This window comes from Methylomonas sp. MgM2, assembly GCF_054172045.1.
The window spans coordinates 110,553-128,688 of sequence record NZ_JBSYXO010000001.1 but is presented as its reverse complement, the minus strand read 5'-3'; the positions used below and the strand labels follow the sequence as shown (position 1 = coordinate 128,688).

Genomic DNA, 18,136 nt, shown 5'->3' with positions numbered 1-18,136 from the left:
CAGAAAACCAGCCAAAAGCCACGGGCTAACACAGCCGCGACCATCGGCCCGATTGGGTTTCGACTACATTTCCGCAACGGTGACGACATCGCCACTATTGCCAAGCACGATTTGAAAGGTCCTGGAAAACAGCGCCGGACAACTACCAAATTTCGGCAGCAGTCGTTGCAATGCATCCGCGGGTTTATCCGCCGTATTGGCCACCACGAAGTTATGAAAATCCCATTCATCGGCTTCCTTGGCGGATTCCATGAACGTATCCCATTCGTCGTAGTAGGACGATGCCTGGCAAATCACCAAACCGGATGTCTCCCGACTGGGTACAATGAAGCGGTCCTGATCCTCGTCATAGACGGCATCGTGATCGATGTCGACAGACTCGCCATTCAGGGTTAACCGGTATTTTTCACAAAATACCGCCTGACCATTCACCCATTGCCCTTCAAAAAAAGCGCGGTGCGTTTCGTTGACGATGTCCAAGGTGATTGCCGGCCCGTTCAAATCGACCAGATACGAAAATAGCCAATGCTTGGCATCTAGCCCCGGCCGAAATACCCGATAATCGCGGTGCCAGGCAAACATCCAGCGTAGCCCACCGACCTCATCGAGATCATCCAAGTCGGCAACTTTGACAAGGCCGTTTTCCACATCACTTCGACTGACCGGCTGCGAATCCACTGCCAAATTCACGCTGCTGCAACCTTCCTTGATCGGATAATCCTGAATGATGGCCAATACCTGTTTCGGCAATAACGGCACGTCATTCAATAAATCCAGGCAGCGGTATGTTTTCAGGGTGTCATAGCCCTGTACAAAGTCCTCCGCCGATAGCTGGCTCTTGATCACGTCCAGTCGCTGCCTGGCTTCCCGTTGCAGAACCTGTTTGACCTCGGCAATGACCTGCGCTTCATCGATCAATTTATCCCGATCGGGCAACCGCGCGAAATACCGGCTTGAATCCAAGTGAATGACATGACCGGGGTCTCGTTCGTGATGACTGTGATAGACCGGTAAACCTTGCAGATACAGATGAAAATACTCCGTTTGCCGCAACCAGTCTTCGCCCTGGGACAAGCCATACAAGTAAAGATCGCCCAGTTCGGTCTTGATGAACGGTAATGTTGATGTGATCGCTCGCGGCCGATCCAGGCTGACACCGTTAAAGCGCACTTCAATCGGAAATCCCCGCGCCAAGCGACGCAACTGGGATTCGATCTGATCCGCTTCCGGTTTGAACTGGGTCAACGTCAAACGCGTGATGCCTTGCCAGTCCGCGGGTTCGATCACAATCGGTTGGAAGGCCAAAAGCGCGGCCGTATCCACCGAAAAGCAACCGCCTTTGCTGTCGACGCTGATGGCATCGCAGGCAAAGATTGCCGACAAAAATCCCAATCCAAACGGATGTTCCCGTTCGATGACCTCAACGTCCCAGCCGGACTCTGCTACGGTGAGTAACGTTTTCAAACAGGCGATGCCGCAGCCATCGTCACACACCGTCAAGGTTCGAGCATCTTCCGAATACTCGAAGCTGATGAACCTGGCGCCGGCGCGGCGGGCATTCTGCATCAGTTCGCCCAGTACCGTGGTGGACTGGGTAAAGCTGAAGCGCAGGTTGTTGATCAATTTTTCGGGGTTGACCGATAATTGTGTGGTGTTCATGTGCGTTCCTCCAATAAAAAAGCCCCGAGGAAACGACACAGTCCAACCCCGACGGGGAGAACGGATCATCTCCCCGAGGCGGGTAATACTGGCTAGGCCAGTGGTTAAGTTAAAGACCTGTATAACACCGGATTACGATGCCAAAGCCAGGTCGGTAACCGATGGTAGATACCCCACCCATTCCAGCAAGCTGGATGGTTCGTTTTCCAATACCGCATCGGGATCGATGCCCCGGCAGGCAAGTACCGTGCTCATTGCCTGGGTTAACAGACGATGGCCTTTTTCCCGTTCCGACTCGCCGCCGTGCTTGATCGCCCAAAAGGGATCGAAATGGACATGCCGGCTACTGCGAGGACACTGCTTGTTCACTTCGGTGTGAAACGCCCGATCTAAGTTCTCTGCCTGTTCGAACTGCTGCCAGAAACCTTGTCCGGCATGTGTATCCACAGGCGGCAACCAGCGGCGCTGGCGACCGACCCAACGGTTCATGCGGTCGATCAAGGTTTTGCTCTTTGGAAAAAAGTGGATGGTGCCGACGCCTGGATAATAGCGAACGTCAAAATAACTGCCGCTGATCCGTTTTCCAGCCCGAAGTTCATGAAAATGCTGCCGAAACACCGACACCAAACTCACGTCCGCTTCGGTCTTACCGTCGAGCAAGGCAAACACCTTGTCGAAATCCGCTAACAGACGTTCCGACTCCCAGTTCAGACTGTTATGATAAGACTCAACTTTGTGCCCTGGTAGAACGAAACGCGTGGTTTTGATCCGCATCCCCAGCATGCGATGTTTGTCATTGCTTTTCCAGCCCATGTAAAACACCGCATTGTCACTGTAATAGCGGGTGATCAGATCGAACACATCGCACACCATGCTCAGTTGAATTTCACCTTGCTGCTCGATGATGCCTTGCAGAAAGCCATAGATATTCGGCACGGTAAATTCCAAGGACTTCACCGTTTCGAAATCCGATTCCAAGCGTTTCTGTGCCGCCGATGATAAGCGTGAAGTGACCTGTGTCGAGCGTAAGATGCTGGCCCAGGCCCGATTCTTCAGATCGTGATAGCGTTTGAACAGCGTCCGCTTCACCGCATCCGATGACGAGTCGTCTTCACTGCTGATACCGCCACCGCTCAGTTCGCCGAGGGTTTTGCCCAGCATGGTCCGATAACGGCTGGCACGGGCTTCACTGACCACGGCCTGTCGCGCTGCTTCGACCGCGGCATTGAACATCAACACCGCGTTATCGATGAAGGCATTCGGCAAGGCCAACTCATGGGGCAATTGAAACGCGCCCGCCACATCGTCGGCCTCCCGGCGATCCTGGCGCAAATCGTCCAGAATATTGCCGAGAATGTCCTGTTCGAAGGTCGACGTTTTTTTCAACCAGACCAGGGCCACGTCGACCGGCGTTTTGCGTTCGGCATCCTCGCCGGCGAACATTTCCGATAAAAACTCAACCTCGCCATGCTGCTCGATCAACCGCAACAACATCTGGCGTTCTTTCGAAAAAGGATTGCGCACGGTTTCAGCATTGAGGATGGCGACGATTTCACCATCGAATAAAATCTCCCAAGCCTTCAACACGTGTTTGGCGCCGTCGGCAAACGGCGGATTCATGATGATGTGAGAATAGACACTGCCGCTTTGAAACTGCAGAAAATCCATCCCCACCACCGCATAACCTTCATCGCGCAGAACCGCGTGTTTGCGGATATCGATTTCAATGCAATCAATCGGCAAACGTTTACCGTACTGGTATGGCCCTGGACGAAGCAAATGTCCTTCGCCTGCTGAAGGCTCCAATACCCGCGCGAATTGCTGGTTCTTGAACATCGCCCAAGCTTTTCGACTCAGTGCTTCTGGCGTGGGGTAATATTGATAAGGATCTGTCATGGTATTCTCCAAAGAAGCCCCTGACGACCGATTTATCCCTGGCGGGATAGAATCATCCCGCAGGGGTAGTGTGAAAAACTCGGCTTAACCGAGTGTCAAAAATGAAAACGGCGCGTCAGATCAACGCGAACCGCTTACCTTGAATGAAGTCCTGATACTGCCGGACTTCGGTTTTCACTTTGAACCGGGCATGCACGCCGCCATCGATCCAGATTTCCCACGGCAAGCGTTTAAGCTCGCCCCTGACCAGTTCTACTGTGCCAACCCGAAAATCATCATGTTGGTAAAGCACCTGGCGCGGGCTGTCGATACGGACGATGCAATGATCCAGCAAGGCCGGACCGCCGATGTCACCCGGTTCGATCAATAGCGGCACTTTGATCGTGCCGGTTGAGCGACCAATCCAGCCGATGACATCGTGCTCATCGAGCCAGGACTGACCGGTAGCTGGATCTCCGTAATACAGCCGGATTTTGCGTCGGCTATGGCGAAGCTGTTCTAACAACTCGACCACCGGTTCTGGTGTATCGGCGTGGTAACAGGTACCGGACGGTAATCGCTGATACTGGATGCAATGCCCCGTGCTGAAGGTATGTTCAAAGACTTGATTCATGATGTTGTCCTCAAAAAATACGGAAACATCACGATTCCCCAGCGGGAATAGGGCATTCCCGTTTGGGTGGATAAAAATGAGTACCGAATCGAATGATTTGGCTAACTCAGACTTGTACAAATTGTGCGCATAAAAATTTCAGCGCACAGTTTTCAGGATTGGATGTCCAGCGCAGGTTTTCCCAAGGCTTGTAAAGCCACAGGAATCAACTGATCCAAGTCGTCCCAATCGATACTGCCGCCTCTAGTTTCGCCTTGTTGATAGGCTTCAACCAATCCCCGACAAACCCGCATGGCCGCTTGCTCTTTCTTCAATTGCCGTACCGAATGATCGGGTTCCGGCCATTGTTCAACGGAAACGCATTCCCAGACTAGGCTTTCACCCTCCGCTTCATGATATTCATCGGACAATAACGGCATGGCAGCGGTGTCATCCCAAATCGTGGCATCGTTGAATGCCTGCTCGGCAAGCTGTTGTGCCGCTTCGGGACTGTCCGCGGTGATACCGACCGAAACCCTGTGCACATAGTCGATTTCGTAGGAAACTACGAAGAGCCGATTCACGCCTTCCTGCGTTGCATTAGCTAAGGCTGGTTCTTCGACTGGTGATTCGGTTTCCGCCAATTCACCCTCTACTAATGCGCTTTCATAAGGCTCGATTTCCTTGTTGCAATCCGGACAGCGATCGTTACAAGCGCAATCCCAACCATCCTCCCATTCGGTTTGGCAGTATGGACAGCGGTACTGATTCAGATAACGAACCGCACTGTTCTCAAGTGAGGTTGCGCCAACGCTGGGTTGGTTGATTGTTTTCATGGTCATGACCTCCAAAAAATGCAGGAACGACCACCCGGCAGGATGAAGTTCCTGCTGGGTGAAAAACGCTGAATTAAGCCTAAATCTGGCTCATGCAGCGGGGTTGAACTCGCACAAAAATCGGTATATGGTGGTTAAAACTCACTAAAAAGCAGAGAAATAGCCATGTTTGACGATATTTTGCGCATTTTTGATTTCCTCAGTCCTAAGCGGACGGAGGAGCCGTCTCCAAGTCGAAAACCGATGGCGATTCCGGTCGACGAACCACTAAAAGTCGTTCGACATTGCCAACAAATTTTCCAAAAATTGGATGTTTTGGAAGCCGACGTGCTCAAGCGCGTTGATAATCCTGAACAGGCCTGGCCGTTTCTAAACAAAATTCGCCAAATACGTCGGGAAACCCAGAACGATTTGTTGTCGCTATTGCCCGAAGGCAGTTGGGCATTTGCCGATGAATCCAGTCAACACGAGATCCCGGTTCGCCGTATCAATACGGCAACCGGAACCACGTTACGGGTATTCAATGGCGGGCTTGCTGATTAGCCGGTAATGCGTTGGCAGTACCTTTCAGCGCTTCTCGCAATTGAAAAACCTGTTGGGCAGTTTTAGTGGACTTGTCGTCCACCATGGCTAAACCGGTCGCTTTTTTTGAACGCCGCCGAGGTTTTACTTCGACTTCGTCCGCAACAGTCATCGGTTTGATTTTAAATAGCTCCCGCTCCAGTTTGGCGATTTCAATATCCGCCTCGTAGAGTTTGATTGTTTTCTGTTTGGCTTGATATTGAAGTTCCAATCGCTCCAACTCGCGATTTGTTTCACGATTACGACTCTGAATTTCCTGACGCACCGAATCCGATATCGCCAACCAATCCATATCCTCGCGGCTACGTGGCATGATGACCGGTAGCCGATGTCGTGCCAAACGCTGCGCACGATAGCGGTGAAACGTTTGAGCTGTGTGTTTCAACGCGCTCAGCATTTGCAACGCGGTTGCCAAAATCACCCGCAAGGCGAGGATGAACATAGCCAGTAGGATGACGCCGAAAATAAAGTTCATTGAAGTTCTCCGTTGAAAATTTAAGAAAACACTTCGAATGAACAGCACCCGGCCGGGCGATGGTCGCCCGAAGCGGGTTTTTTGATTTGCAGCAGTTAATACCTCTGCGTTTTACATCGGGCTTAACGCACCCGACACGATCACGATTAACGTGCTCGCCGCCTAAAGACGGAACGCCGACCAAAGTCGGATTCAGCGTCCTGGAAAGAACGCATGAAGTGTCTGTTTGTCGAATGAGCTCCAGTAAGTGAGTGCATTCGACAAACGGCGGTTGCAAACGGCGGTTGCAATCAGCTACCCATAGCCACAATCGCTCAGGTTAAGACCTAAGGATTGGGCTACGGATAATTGACTGGCCTTAGGCCGCCAACAACAACGATTTCGAGAGTTCGAACAATTGCGCTCTCAGTTCTGAAAGGTCGTTAATGGTGATGGCTATCGGGAACAGATGACTGACATCCAATCCCAAACCGACACCGACCGTTTCAATTCCACTATCGCGGCAGCGCTGCAACAATTCCAGCGTGTTCAAGGTGTCGTTGGGCTGACCGTCGGTCATCACCATCAACACCTTGCGCGGTTCCCGGCAACGCAGCAGTGACGCCGCACCAAACCAAATCGCTTCCGTCATCGGCGTACTGCCAACGGCGGCCAGCGAAAATGCACCGGTTCGGGCCTTCACACGTTGGTCATGTTCCAGCAATCGGAATACCGAGTCGTCTTGAGCCCCAGGAAACGCGGTCACGCCGGGATTAACCCCCGGAATGCCTTCAAAAGCTAAAGCCAATGCCAAGGTGGCTTCCAACGCAATCGGCATACGCGATCCGATGGGCTGGCCTTGGCTATCGGCCACCTGATAACCCATGCTTTCGGATTTATCGAGTAACAGATGGATGGCCGTATTGGGTGCCACCTTGGACTGCTTGCGCTGAAACAGCTTGGTTTCGCCGAGTGGTAAGCGGTGTAAACGTTTGCTGTCCAACCGGCTGCCACGACAAGCGTGTTGCGTGCGGCTTAGGGTTTGCGATTGGACGATGCCTTGCAACGCGGCGCGGATTTTCCCTGATTCGCCTTGCACCTTGCGCAGTAAAACCGCTCCGGCTCGCTCATCCATTGGTGGCTCGTGGCCACTGGGCATCAGCAATTCCGATTCATTTTCCGCGGCCAATGACAAAGCCGATTTCAGGGATTCGAATAAATCCTGCTCGATGTCACCGTCTCCGGCGGACAACAGGGTTTGCAAGACGCCCATCGGGTCGGTAATCTCTGTATTTTCTTCATCCTCATCTTGCGGATTGGATGAAGCGCTATCGGAAGATGTTGTCGGTTCTTCGTCAGGATTTTCCGGATTCGATGCATCGTTACCACCGAATTCTGAAGACGATTCGTCATCAGTGTCGTTTGGTAAACGTTCATCGGGTTCCGAGCTATTCTGGGAATCTGAGCCATTCGAATCATCCGAATCCTGTGAGTCTGAAACTTTGGACTGATCCAAATCATCCGGTTCAGGCGAGGAGTCCTCATTTGCCGATGGCCTTGCCTGATTGCGTTGCCTTTGTTGCTCGAATTCCTGCTCAATCATGATCAGGATGCGATCAGTCAATTGCAGGCAATCGGATTCAGACTGCAAACCCAGCGGTACTTCGGACAGCAAGCCTTTCAGGCGCGTTACCGCACCTTTCGGAAAACTCGCTTTCAGTGCCGCTTCGGTTTGTTCGACCAACGGCCGTAACGCCGTTTGACCCAACACCCTGGCTCGCAGACTCTTCAAAACAAAGCTGTACAAAATATTGGCCGGATGATCATCGATACGGCTGGCGACAAAGTCGCCTTTGGCAATCATATTTTCAATCACGGTTCGTATCGTCAGTCGCGTCCCCGGAAAGTCCTTGGCCAGTTCGTGCTCGATGCGGATATCTTCAATCGCATTGCATAAGCGCCGGCGTAATACCGAACTGCCATAGCTCAGCGTAAAATCCGAATAGCGAATATGTGCGGCTTCATGGGCTAACAGCCCCCAGGCAACATCCTGATAATCCGGATCGTCGCCGTCATAGGCGGGCAGTTGAATCGATCGTCCATCGGTATAGGCTTTATCGCCGCCGACACTGACTTTGACCCCAAAGCGATTGCCAATGGCTGCCGCAACGATGGGGAATGCGTTGTGTAAGGTTCTATTTTTCATGGTGTGCTCCAATTGTGGAGGGCAAACCATGATCCCAGTGGGACATGACTTTGCCCCCGTGGGTGAATGGTTAAATGGCGTCAGATCAGAACCAGTAGTCCTGGTCGGAATCGTCCGTTTCCTCATCGTCGCCCGCCGTCACCGTTGCCGGTTCCGCTGCGTTTTCCGAGTGTTCGTATCTAGCCGCATCGCTATCGGTTTCCAAATTGGATTGACTTTTATCCAGCAAAACCTCCAACGCCCAGTTATCGGATGCCGATTCCACTTCGAGCTCATCGTCAAAGATGCCATCAAACAGATCGGTAAAGTCCGGATCGTTTGCAACGTTCTCAACATTCACTGGAGCGGGTAATGAGGGCTGTACTGATGATTCGAGTTCCGCTTGATCAACAGATACTTCATCATCAACGTCAACATTGGTATAGGCATCGGTCTGGACTGCCGGCGCTTGTCCAGCCAACAATCCTTCACCGTGCCGCCGAGTTTTATCCGGATCGGCCAGCAACATCGCCATGGCGAGGATTTCCTGCAGCAAACCACCTTCGATCGAACCTCTGTTCGGGATTTTGCCGAACAAGTCATCGATCGTCTCTACCACCGGCGCCACCCGATAGTCCAAGAAACTCAAACCATCGAGTTTATCGCGGATGCGTTTGATCGGCCTCAGCGCGTTGCGGGTAACCTGTTCCTTGCCGAGTAACGATTGCTCGACCAGCAAGTTGGCGTCTACCGCAATTTCATGGAACATCTGCTCGCTCAACGAACCGATTTTGCTTTCCAGGCGTTCGACCTCCTGTTTCGGCAACTGTTCGGGTAAAGCGACCGAGACCACCAGATAATCAAAGGTCAAGCGGGTGGCGACCAAAGCCACCGAGTCGATGGCCTTTTCGATGATGCCGGCAAATTCCGGATGTTTGACCATCCAGTCTTGTACCGCCGCATCGTAGCCATCCAAAAACTCTGCCCGTGCCTCGGCAAAATCCCCGGCGATACGATCTAGTTCCGCCGTGACCCGCGCCGCTGCTGCGACCGGTACGATGAATCCGCCTAGAAATCGGGTGCCGACGCGTAAACAAATGCGTTCGGCTTCCTTCTTTAGACGGTTGAACACCGATAGCCGATCCGGATCGAGCAAGCGTTTCGAGCCCAAACTGGCCAAATCCTCCGGTGGCAACTTGCTACCGTCGGCCAGTACCAGATCCTCTTTGTTGAGCTTTTTGCGCGCGCCGTAAATCGTGGCGTCGACTTTGATCAAGACCACTTGATCCAAAATGAGTTGAGTTTGTGTCATGTGAACCTCCTATGGAAGAAGGCACACTGACCCCGCAGAGGCGAATGGCCCCTTCCGGGTGAATGTTAAAAAATACCTGCATCGAACGCGATACAGGGCTAAACGGCATGTCCGCCAGCGGATCAAAACCAGTGATCGGTTTGATCCGCCATGGCCAACGCAAGATCGAGTCGGGGTTTCAAAAGCCCCAAGTTTTCAGCCAGCGACCTTATGTTCTCGACGTCGGTATCGAATAATGCCAATACCTCGGTTTCAGCCCTGAGGTCCGCCGACACATCACGGCCGCTTTCAGTCGCAATGTCCACCGAGACACCGGGAAAGGCAGCATGTTTCAAGGCCATCAACCACAGCCAAGGCAATATTCCGTGTTCGAGATGGATTTGCCCACTGAGATCAAAGGCATCCTCGCCCAGACTGGCATCGAGCAGTTGTTGCCAACCGAACCAGTCGCTTGTGGCAAGTCCTTGAGCCTGAGACCAGGCCTCCAGATCGCCCAACCAACGCCGTAGCGCGATGCCCATATCGAGCAAGGTAACGTGCCCAGCGCGGCAATCGACATGCCAATACAGCTTGTCGACCGCGACCAGTGGGGTTTCTGTCGACACGGGTACCGGATCGGCTATCGTCGTGGAACGGGGCAGACGGATGTTGCCATCGGCATCGATTTCGACTTCGCCGACAAACACATAGCCCTTGGCCTGCTTTTGCCGTTCGATTTCGTGCTGGCGAATACCGGTTCGCGTGTTGATGCTGGGCAGACGAGAAGCTGTCTTGCCCCAGCGGGTGGTGATACTGCCATCCGAATTACTTCGGACCGCCCAGTCTTTGGAGCTGCCGTCAGCATTACGATGACGGTATAAAGTCCAAGCCGTCATGACTACACCGCCCAATCGTCCCCAAACACATCCTTGGCGATGCGATGAATCGCTTCGCGTTCGGCGGGTTCGGCACGAAAGGTCAAAGCCCGATCCAGCGAATAAGCCAAGGCATTCGGCGCACTTTTGAATGTGGCGACCAACGATGCCCAACGCACTAAACCGCGCGTCGATAAGGTCACCGACAGCATGCCACCGCCATCCGGACCGCCGATGAAGACTTTACGAATCTGATTGGCCACCTTGATCATGCTTTCCCGTACCGATTCCGGCATGGTCGGCACCACATCAGCCAACAGCTTCATTTCGTCTTCGGGCTCGGGGTAGCCGACTTCCATCAGCCTAAATCGATCCAGAAACGCCAGGTTTTGACGTAATACGCCTTGGTACGAACCCGACTGATCACCAGACCCTGCACTATTGCCGGTCGCGACCAAACGAAACTTCGGATGCGGCGTAATCACAGCGCCGGTTTGCGGAATCGTTAGCGGTTTCCCTTCAACGATTTCATTCAAGCCAATCAGCTCGGCTGGATCGATGGCATCGATCTCGTTGATCAACAATATATGGCCCAGACGAACTGCCAGGGTCAACGGACCATCGATCCACTTCATCGCGCCGCCGTCGACCAGCATGTACTGGCCGAGCAGATCGTTGAGTTCCAATCGACCGTGGCCGGTGACCGAATGCACGCCCCAGTTTAGACGCGCTGCAACTTGTTCCAACAACGAGGTTTTACCGGAACCGGTTGGACCGGTCAGATATAAGCCGTCGCCATTGTGGGCGCCTAAAAACGCCAACACATCGCGCAAGTGATCCTTGCGAAACACGTACGGCTTTTTCGTTGGCACATAAAGGTTATTGGCCGGAATAAAGCCTTCCACTTTCATGGATGCCGGGGCCTGAATGCCGAAGGTGTCGGCGATGGAATAGGATTGATACATGGTGAGCTCCTCGAGGACTAGCCTCAAATGACAAGGGGCGCACCGGCCCCGAGGGGTGATGAGCCCCGACGGGTGTAAAACACTGGCTAACCAGGGGAGAAAAAATTAACGTAACTGCATGACGCAGTACATCGCCCATTCGGCGCGGGCTAACAGCTCCCGATCCATCAAACGAACGATGCGCTGAATGTCGCTTCTCAAACCGGGGTCCGAGATTTGACGGTGCATCTCCAGCAGCAACCGCCTTTTGGCCTGGATGTCGTCGCTATTGGCAACGTTCAACCAGCCGTGCAAGGTTTTCCAAAAGTCGTGATTCATGATGACCTCCTTCAATAGATAAAAAGGGTCACCAAGTCCCGCAAGGGTGATGAACCCCAACGGGACAAACAAAAAACACCAGGCTTGACGCACCTGGCACACGAGGCAAACGCTCATGCCGCTTAATAACGGAACGCCGGTCGAAACCGGATTCGGGATTCCACGAAGGGAATGCCTGAACGATGCGGGTTTTGAGTTGGACTTTTTTCGAAAGCCCAGCCTAAAACCGACATGCCCAACCTGAACCGATCCTGCCGTCAATGAATAAACATCCCGTAACCGCTTGGGTTACAGGATGTCTTGAAACGAACCATCAAAACCAAAAGTCCACACCCGCCAGATCTTTCAAGGCTTGGGCATCGAATGGCACTTCGGCATGTTTGCCGTCGTCTTCTCGGCAGGTCACACGAACTCGCGTGGCCGACGGTTTTCGGTAGACTTCCAGTGACGCAGCCTGAACATCCGGTTGCAAGGTTTGAAGTGCCGCCTTGTAATCGATAGCACCCTGGCTTTGAAAGCGGCTGATGCGTAACCCGGAATGCTCCGCAGCCACGTAATCGCCCATCAAGGCCACCAAGGTGTTTTCAATGCTCGACTGCTCATCCTCCAACTGGTTGAGTTGGCTTTTGAGATCCAAGATGGTCAACGCCCGCTGCCGATACGTCGCCGCCAGTTGTTGCCATTGCCGTTCCACCTTGCCGTGCGGCAAATACAAATCGCGTTCCGGATCCTTAGGCGGTTCCTTTTTCGATTTGACCGCCGACCAGAAATCCATCGCCGCTTCGACCAACTCGGTGAGAAAGCGCTCATCGCGCTGAATCTCGAATTCCACATCCTGGCCTTGGTGGTAGAAAAACAAAAAGCCGCGTTCGGCTTCGGCGACCAGTAGTTGCTGTTGCACCTGGCACCAATACAACTGATAGGCCGCCGAAGCTTCCCGATTCAACGCCACATCCAAGAACGTGGTCTCGTGGGGGCATTTGATTTCGACGGGTTCATTCGCATCGGACAAGCCGTCAAACGAGGCCCGCATCAAAGGATACTTTTCCGACTCGCCGCACAGCGGCAACAACATCAGATCGTGTTTATCCTCGAAGCGGTGCAGAGCCTCGGGCTCTTGCTGGATGCCGGCGCGGATCAACGGGTTGTTGTCCAAACTGGCTTCCAACACCAGACCGATCTTTTCTGCCCAGAGTCGCCAATAGCTTTTATACGGTGAGCGGTTCATGACGATGGCCGCTTCACTGGCACTGACGCCTTGTGAACGCCATTGCCGCCAGGCATCGGAACGTTGCGAAACGTCGACGATTTTCATTGCCAGGATTCCGGCAACTGAATGTGACAACCTAATCGCAACGAGGGCACGCCGCGTTGGGATAAATGCCGTTCGCAACGCTGCGCCCAATGGTAATCAGCAAACAGCAACAACACGGCATCTGGGGTTGGCAACACCAAGCCGCCAAAGCTCTCTACCAAATTACATAATTCCGCTTTGGAGGGTTTGTCGACATCTGCAACTGTTACGCTCGGTTTAAAGCTGCGTTCTAAAAAGCCGCGCCCATGCCGGCGAATCACCGTGGGTGAGTCGTAACGCCGCCAGTCGGTATGACAGGGCAGCCGGTTCAATGATTGATCGATTGCGTTCATGATCTCTCCTGATAATTGAAGAGCGTCATGTCCGACCCCGTGGGCGAATCATGACGCCCTAGCGGGTGGTTAGGAAAATTGAGATTGCAAAGCCACTAGGCGGCGTTACCCAAGGTTTGACGGGCCTGATTCATGGCCATTTCTTTGGGTGACAATGGCGGCATACCGGTACTGTCGGTTTGGCTCAAGGCTGCCGTTGCTCTGGGGTCGACCTCCGATACCTTGTCCAACTCGGCCAAGGCAAAGGTTAGATCGATGCCTTTGAACTTCTGGTTGGCATAGTCGTAGGCCGCTTTCCAGGCACCAGCTGCCGCAGTCCGTCTAACCAGTTCAGCGACTGCTTTTTGTACCTTGGGATGGATTTGCGACAGATCGATGACGCGGTTTGCATTACCGTCTGAAACATCTCCCAAAACATACTCGTCACTGCCAAATTCGGCTGCATTCACAACACTGGCACTGCCATCGATCACACGACCGTCTGCAATGTCGTCTAAGGTTTTGCCATCCATTTCTTCTGCGGCATAACCGCATTCCTCCGGAAAAGCTGCCCTGAGCGACGCCGCTTTACCGCATTTGGCCAATTGCCCCTTAGGGCGTTTGATCCACATCGCGGTCGGCACTTGAGAGTTTTTTCCACCGGCGGTGCTGTAGGCTTCGAGCCAATAGACTTCCTCGGTAAAGGCACAACGTTTGCCGGCGACAATCCGATAAACAGTAACCGCCACCCATTCGGGAAAAGTCACGGTGACACTGGATTCTTGCCATTGCTCGTTATCGTCCTTGTAGCGACCGGTAAAGGTCTTGGTGACATCCGGGCCCCAGGCAGGCCTATCCATGCCGGCCCAAACACCGGTCCGAGACGCGGTCGTCTGAATTTCCATAATGGACGGCCAGACGGTTTCGACATTGCGGCCCAAGGCGGCACTCCACATCGGCACGATATGCACCGGCTTTTTGAAGATGTCTAGCTTGCGGGCCTTGCAATAATCCAGCGCCATCAGAATGGCTTCCGGGGTTTTCGCCGTGGGAAAGGTGACTTCGGTCAGTACCTTCCAGGATTGCTCAGAAATGCCATAGCCTTGTTGGGCTGCCATCGGCATGGGTAAGTCGCGAGACTTCGCAGGATAATTTCGATTTTGATTGCTCATGGGTGATCTCCTTAATAAATGGGAACGCCATGGCCCCAACGGGGATAGTCGTCCCCTTTGGGTTGGAAAGCCGAAATAGCAAAAGCTGGTCGGCAGTAAGTTAAAATTTATCCGCGGTTGCGGCCGTTCATTTATCGCCTGGGTTTAGTTGAGCGGCATGTCGGCATACTCGTTATCCCAATCGCCGTCATCCGTTACCGGGCTCGATGATGAACCATTTACAGATGCAGGCGCTGTTGGGCGATCGAGCAGTTGCAAGTCATGCACCACCACTTCCGTGCGGTAACGCTTTTCGCCGTTCTTATCCCATTGCTGGGTACGAAGACAGCCTTCCACATAGATCTTGCTGCCTTTGCTGAGATACTGCTCGGCGGTATCGGCCAATTTTTTGAAAAACACGACCCGATGCCATTCGGTACGTTCCTGTTTGGCGTTTTTGGCATCTTTCCAAATCTCACTGGTTGCCAAACGCACCGCCACGACTTTGCCGCCGTTGTTCGGCATGAAGCGAACATCCGGATCGGCACCGAGATGGCCCAGCAAGATGACTTTGTTTACACCACGACTGGCCATGATGATGTCCTCCAATCGGCCGCGCCCGACTCAACGATAACAATACCCAGCGGCGCGGCGATGGGCACGCCGGCCGTCGAACCCCGACTGGGAATCGAGACGCCCGGCAGGGTTAAAAAATAAAAAACTCACATCAGGCTTGACGCACCTAACACGCCGATGGAACACCACCGTCGCCGCTTAAAAGCGGAACGCCGACCGAAGTCGGATCAAGGCGATCATGAAAAATCAGCCGAGAAAGTATGAGAAGAAGCGAAAGGCCGATGACCAACCGATTCCGTTGGTGGGTATTGAAGCAAAGATTTTTTGAAGTGATCTTGCAATAAAGGACGAATTCGACCTTTATTGCAGAAATGTCGAAAAAAAATTGGCATACGATCATGAACCATTCGTCCACATCAGGAAACGGTCATGTCCGAAACAGCTCCACAGCCCAAACCAGCCCAGCGTCGCGCCATTAGTCGCCCGATATTTGAGCGTACGTTTAGCATCAACAGCGAACAAGCCATTCGGGTCATCCGTGATAGCTATCATCGACTGATGGTGTCCTTGTATGCGATCGACGTGATACTGCGCATCATCGGCCGGGAGGAAACGGTCGATGAAATCGAAAGCATCGTCAGTCAAATGATTACCGAATGCGCTGAGCAACTGCAGCAGGAAAAGAGTCGGCTAGAAAAACTCAAGGCTGACAACGGCATCAATGAAACGCCGACCTACACGCATCCCAGGGAATTCGTGGCGAAGATTGCCTCGCCGCAGATTGCGCAATTCGTCGAGTTGATTCGTTTGCTGGATCAGCTGATGATCGTGATGGACACCTTGTGGCTGTGCCAGGTCATCTCCAACAAACATTGCATTGCAGCACGCCTAGAGTGGCAGCAGCGGTTACAACGGCTGGCGAATAAAATTGTGACGATGGAACGGCATGCGCATCAGGCGGCTTATGAGCAGGGGCATGGGGAGGAAGTGCGACTGGCCCGGCAGGAATCAGGACTGTTAGATGAGCCAACGAAGCATTCCGAGGATGAGGAATCATTGGTTGATGAGACCGACTCGGATAAGGCTGGTGACCAATGAGCGTTCATCTGGATGAAATATCAGTGGACCCCAATTATCGAAGTGACTTTCCGACTATCCCTATACTTTAGATTGGCATACGGTTTGGCGCTTCGAGAAGCACCAACCAGAGATTTTGCAATCTGCACACATTGAGATAGGGGGCTCTGTGCTTGCCATCTTGATCGACCTTTCTTGTCAGACATCAATTGGATTAGTTTTCCAAACATCCAGAGCCAAAGCGATGAGCATGCCGTGCCGCTTTTCAATAGCTGCCGCATTCCATGCAGGGAAAGCCTCAAGCTTTGAGTTGATCCGCGAGATGGACGTGTTTTGCCCAACATTGGTCAGCGCCACCAGACTGCGAGTCAGGTAGTTACCGCTCTTGCTGTACTCTACCTTCTTGACCGAGTAATAATCGTTCCCCGCGACAATGTTGATGGGCTTCTCCAGCAAGGTCAGATTGCCCAACCGGTTCTTGAAGTCTTCGTAAACCATTCCCGGATTCTCGGTGGCCCAATTGGTGCGAAGATCGTCCTCTGGCTTGTTGGGCAGAATGTGCTCGATTTCTAGATTAGTGAATGGCTCCAGATTGCCCGGCACCTTCAGTCCGCTGAAGGCCATCTCGACGTGTTGCGTCAGCCGTGCCAGCAGGTAACGTGTTCGGTACTGCTGCATCGAATACAAGGTGAAGCGTTTGAGGGCATCGGCCAGTTCCTGTGACTTGCCCGACATGTTGTTCTCGAAACGGTCGGTGACAAATGCGTTGAGCTGAACCTTCTGTTTCACTGGATCTGTGGTCCCTGCAATTGCGCGTAGCTCGTCGGCCCATTGCGAGAAGCTGCGCTCCAGATCCTTGGTCGGGGTCTTGGTGAAGATGTAGTAGAAGAGGAAGCTCTCCAGCTGCGCTACGAAATGGTCGAACAACGGCTTGGGAAAGTTGGCCGCCGCCAGCAGTAGAACGTAATGCAAGCTGAACGCGCCACCGGCCAGACGCTTGAGACTGTCCATTACCAGGCTAGGCTTGCCGTCATTACCCAGCCCATTGGCAAAGGCAAGGTAGTGCTCAACATTACGGATCACTTTGCGGACGAACTCGAAGGGCTTGTTCGCATAATCGCACAAGGCGGCGTTGTCTTTGGCCACGAACCAATCGTAAATTTCGTCCTCGCGAACCACCGAGTCACTGCGATCGTTTTTGATGACGTAGTTGGCCATCAGGAAGTAGCGCAGGAAACGCAGCGGCTTTTCCTTCTCCTTCTCCAGCGGCTTGGTGATCTTCTTCCACTCGTCCTTGAGCTGAGTGAACTGGGCTTGTTTGACCTGCGTGAACAGCAGGTTCTTGAGCAGGTCCATCGGGTTCAAACCGACACCACGCTCGTTGATGGTCTCAAAGATCTTCAGCGCGCTACTAACGTCAGTGGAGATCTGAATGAACACCACGTTGTTGGCCAGGTAGCCCCAATACTTCTTGAGATTAGCGATGTCGTCGTAGTTGTCCTTCAGATAGCGATACAGCGTGCCGTAGGCGTTGACCAGATTTTCGAGCGAGCCAAAGCTGGCGATGCCCGCTGACTGGATGCCCGTGCGCACGGTCTGTGGATCGGCATCCAATTCCACCAACTTGGCCATCACTTCGCCCGCATTCTCGTAGCGAGGCTCTAACTTTAGGTTGGTGCGCACCTCACCGTCGCTATCCACATAGCTGGTCGAGATCAACCCAGAAATCATCTGCCGTTGCGGCTCACCCTGGAACAGATGCTTCAATGCACAGAGCAGCAAGAAGAATGTGGTAAGGCGCTGCTGGCCATCGATGACCTCGTAATGATTCTTCTGGTCGGTTGGTGACACCAGCACAGTGCCAATGAAATATTCTCGTGTCGTGCCCGCATCGATCTGCTCACCGATGTCTTCCAGCAGCTGATGCACTTCCTTATCTGTCCAGACGTACTCGCGCTGGTAGTCCGGAACGATATAGAAGCATTCCCTGAACGCTTCCTCGATGCTGTATTTGTGGTTTTCGATGCGAGCCATGCTTGTCTTGTTCCTGTCT

At 53.1% G+C, this 18,136-nt stretch carries 17 protein-coding genes; 2 read left to right on the top strand and 15 right to left on the bottom strand.

Going from position 1 to position 18,136, the window contains the following annotated elements:
• Positions 1-63: 63 nt before the first annotated feature.
• From ACW73I_RS00565 to ACW73I_RS00550, 4 genes are all read right to left on the bottom strand, one after another.
• Complete coding sequence (locus tag ACW73I_RS00565) at positions 64-1,659, bottom strand: ATP-binding protein (protein WP_458027244.1); 1,596 nt, start codon at positions 1,657-1,659, stop codon at positions 64-66.
• Positions 1,660-1,791: 132 nt separating this feature from the next.
• Positions 1,792-3,555 (bottom strand): DUF4942 domain-containing protein, encoded by a 1,764-nt coding sequence (locus ACW73I_RS00560; RefSeq protein ID WP_458027243.1) that lies wholly within the window; start codon positions 3,553-3,555, stop codon positions 1,792-1,794.
• A 115-nt stretch (positions 3,556-3,670) separates the two neighbouring features.
• Positions 3,671-4,168 carry a hypothetical protein gene (locus ACW73I_RS00555; protein WP_458027242.1) on the bottom strand — a complete coding sequence of 166 codons (498 nt, stop codon included), beginning with the start codon at positions 4,166-4,168 and terminating at the stop codon, positions 3,671-3,673.
• Between the two features lie 152 nt (positions 4,169-4,320).
• A complete protein-coding gene (locus ACW73I_RS00550; protein WP_458027241.1) occupies positions 4,321-4,983 on the bottom strand; it encodes a hypothetical protein in 663 nt (220 codons plus the stop codon).
• Positions 4,984-5,148: 165 nt separating this feature from the next.
• On the opposite strand from ACW73I_RS00550, the gene ACW73I_RS00545 reads away from it, so the two are divergent.
• On the top strand, positions 5,149-5,526 hold the full coding sequence (locus ACW73I_RS00545; RefSeq protein ID WP_458027240.1) for a hypothetical protein: 378 nt from the start codon (positions 5,149-5,151) through the stop codon (positions 5,524-5,526).
• Here ACW73I_RS00545 and ACW73I_RS00540 read toward each other — a convergent pair.
• From ACW73I_RS00540 to ssb, 10 genes are all read right to left on the bottom strand, one after another.
• Positions 5,504-6,040, bottom strand: a complete 537-nt coding sequence (locus tag ACW73I_RS00540) for a hypothetical protein (protein ID WP_458027239.1) — start codon at positions 6,038-6,040, stop codon at positions 5,504-5,506. The genes ACW73I_RS00545 and ACW73I_RS00540 overlap by 23 nt on opposite strands.
• A 358-nt stretch (positions 6,041-6,398) precedes the next feature.
• A complete protein-coding gene (locus ACW73I_RS00535; protein WP_458027238.1) occupies positions 6,399-8,225 on the bottom strand; it encodes a VWA domain-containing protein in 1,827 nt (608 codons plus the stop codon).
• 85 nt (positions 8,226-8,310) lie between these two features.
• Entirely contained in the window at positions 8,311-9,516 is a 1,206-nt protein-coding gene (locus tag ACW73I_RS00530) for a DUF3150 domain-containing protein (RefSeq protein WP_458027237.1), read from the bottom strand.
• 122 nt (positions 9,517-9,638) lie between these two features.
• Complete coding sequence (locus ACW73I_RS00525; RefSeq protein WP_458027236.1) at positions 9,639-10,391, bottom strand: hypothetical protein; 753 nt, start codon at positions 10,389-10,391, stop codon at positions 9,639-9,641.
• Between the two features lie 2 nt (positions 10,392-10,393).
• A complete protein-coding gene (locus tag ACW73I_RS00520) occupies positions 10,394-11,335 on the bottom strand; it encodes an AAA family ATPase (protein ID WP_458027235.1) in 942 nt (313 codons plus the stop codon).
• 105 nt (positions 11,336-11,440) lie between these two features.
• Positions 11,441-11,653, bottom strand: a complete 213-nt coding sequence (locus tag ACW73I_RS00515; protein ID WP_292573776.1) for a hypothetical protein — start codon at positions 11,651-11,653, stop codon at positions 11,441-11,443.
• A 313-nt stretch (positions 11,654-11,966) separates the two neighbouring features.
• Entirely contained in the window at positions 11,967-12,968 is a 1,002-nt protein-coding gene (locus ACW73I_RS00510) for a YqaJ viral recombinase family nuclease (RefSeq protein WP_458027234.1), read from the bottom strand.
• A complete protein-coding gene (locus ACW73I_RS00505) occupies positions 12,965-13,300 on the bottom strand; it encodes a hypothetical protein (protein ID WP_458027233.1) in 336 nt (111 codons plus the stop codon). Before ACW73I_RS00505 ends, ACW73I_RS00510 begins: the two co-directional genes overlap by 4 nt.
• A gap of 95 nt (positions 13,301-13,395) precedes the next feature.
• Positions 13,396-14,451, bottom strand: a complete 1,056-nt coding sequence (gene bet, locus ACW73I_RS00500; protein WP_458027232.1) for a phage recombination protein Bet — start codon at positions 14,449-14,451, stop codon at positions 13,396-13,398.
• Between the two features lie 144 nt (positions 14,452-14,595).
• Entirely contained in the window at positions 14,596-15,024 is a 429-nt protein-coding gene (ssb, locus tag ACW73I_RS00495) for a single-stranded DNA-binding protein (protein WP_458027231.1), read from the bottom strand.
• A 411-nt stretch (positions 15,025-15,435) separates the two neighbouring features.
• Between ssb and ACW73I_RS00490 the strand changes: the two genes are divergently transcribed.
• The gene (locus tag ACW73I_RS00490) at positions 15,436-16,104 is read left to right on the top strand and encodes a hypothetical protein (protein WP_458027230.1); all 669 of its coding nucleotides are present in this window, start codon (positions 15,436-15,438) and stop codon (positions 16,102-16,104) included.
• Between the two features lie 177 nt (positions 16,105-16,281).
• Here ACW73I_RS00490 and ACW73I_RS00485 read toward each other — a convergent pair whose 3' ends face one another.
• A complete protein-coding gene (locus tag ACW73I_RS00485; protein WP_458027229.1) occupies positions 16,282-18,117 on the bottom strand; it encodes a DUF262 domain-containing protein in 1,836 nt (611 codons plus the stop codon).
• Between the last annotated feature and the right edge of the window lie 19 nt (positions 18,118-18,136).

Bases quoted from the DNA above. Each gene is read 5' to 3' on its own strand.
- ACW73I_RS00565 (WP_458027244.1), bottom strand. From the start codon at position 1,659: ATGAACACCACACAATTATCGGTCAACCCCGAAAAATTGATCAACAAC.
- ACW73I_RS00560 (WP_458027243.1), bottom strand. From the start codon at position 3,555: ATGACAGATCCTTATCAATATTACCCCACGCCAGAAGCACTGAGTCGA.
- ACW73I_RS00555 (WP_458027242.1), bottom strand. From the start codon at position 4,168: ATGAATCAAGTCTTTGAACATACCTTCAGCACGGGGCATTGCATCCAG.
- ACW73I_RS00550 (WP_458027241.1), bottom strand. From the start codon at position 4,983: ATGAAAACAATCAACCAACCCAGCGTTGGCGCAACCTCACTTGAGAAC.
- ACW73I_RS00545 (WP_458027240.1), top strand. From the start codon at position 5,149: ATGTTTGACGATATTTTGCGCATTTTTGATTTCCTCAGTCCTAAGCGG.
- ACW73I_RS00540 (WP_458027239.1), bottom strand. From the start codon at position 6,040: ATGAACTTTATTTTCGGCGTCATCCTACTGGCTATGTTCATCCTCGCC.
- ACW73I_RS00535 (WP_458027238.1), bottom strand. From the start codon at position 8,225: ATGAAAAATAGAACCTTACACAACGCATTCCCCATCGTTGCGGCAGCC.
- ACW73I_RS00530 (WP_458027237.1), bottom strand. From the start codon at position 9,516: ATGACACAAACTCAACTCATTTTGGATCAAGTGGTCTTGATCAAAGTC.
- ACW73I_RS00525 (WP_458027236.1), bottom strand. From the start codon at position 10,391: ATGACGGCTTGGACTTTATACCGTCATCGTAATGCTGACGGCAGCTCC.
- ACW73I_RS00520 (WP_458027235.1), bottom strand. From the start codon at position 11,335: ATGTATCAATCCTATTCCATCGCCGACACCTTCGGCATTCAGGCCCCG.
- ACW73I_RS00515 (WP_292573776.1), bottom strand. From the start codon at position 11,653: ATGAATCACGACTTTTGGAAAACCTTGCACGGCTGGTTGAACGTTGCC.
- ACW73I_RS00510 (WP_458027234.1), bottom strand. From the start codon at position 12,968: ATGAAAATCGTCGACGTTTCGCAACGTTCCGATGCCTGGCGGCAATGG.
- ACW73I_RS00505 (WP_458027233.1), bottom strand. From the start codon at position 13,300: ATGAACGCAATCGATCAATCATTGAACCGGCTGCCCTGTCATACCGAC.
- bet (WP_458027232.1), bottom strand. From the start codon at position 14,451: ATGAGCAATCAAAATCGAAATTATCCTGCGAAGTCTCGCGACTTACCC.
- ssb (WP_458027231.1), bottom strand. From the start codon at position 15,024: ATGGCCAGTCGTGGTGTAAACAAAGTCATCTTGCTGGGCCATCTCGGT.
- ACW73I_RS00490 (WP_458027230.1), top strand. From the start codon at position 15,436: ATGTCCGAAACAGCTCCACAGCCCAAACCAGCCCAGCGTCGCGCCATT.
- ACW73I_RS00485 (WP_458027229.1), bottom strand. From the start codon at position 18,117: ATGGCTCGCATCGAAAACCACAAATACAGCATCGAGGAAGCGTTCAGG.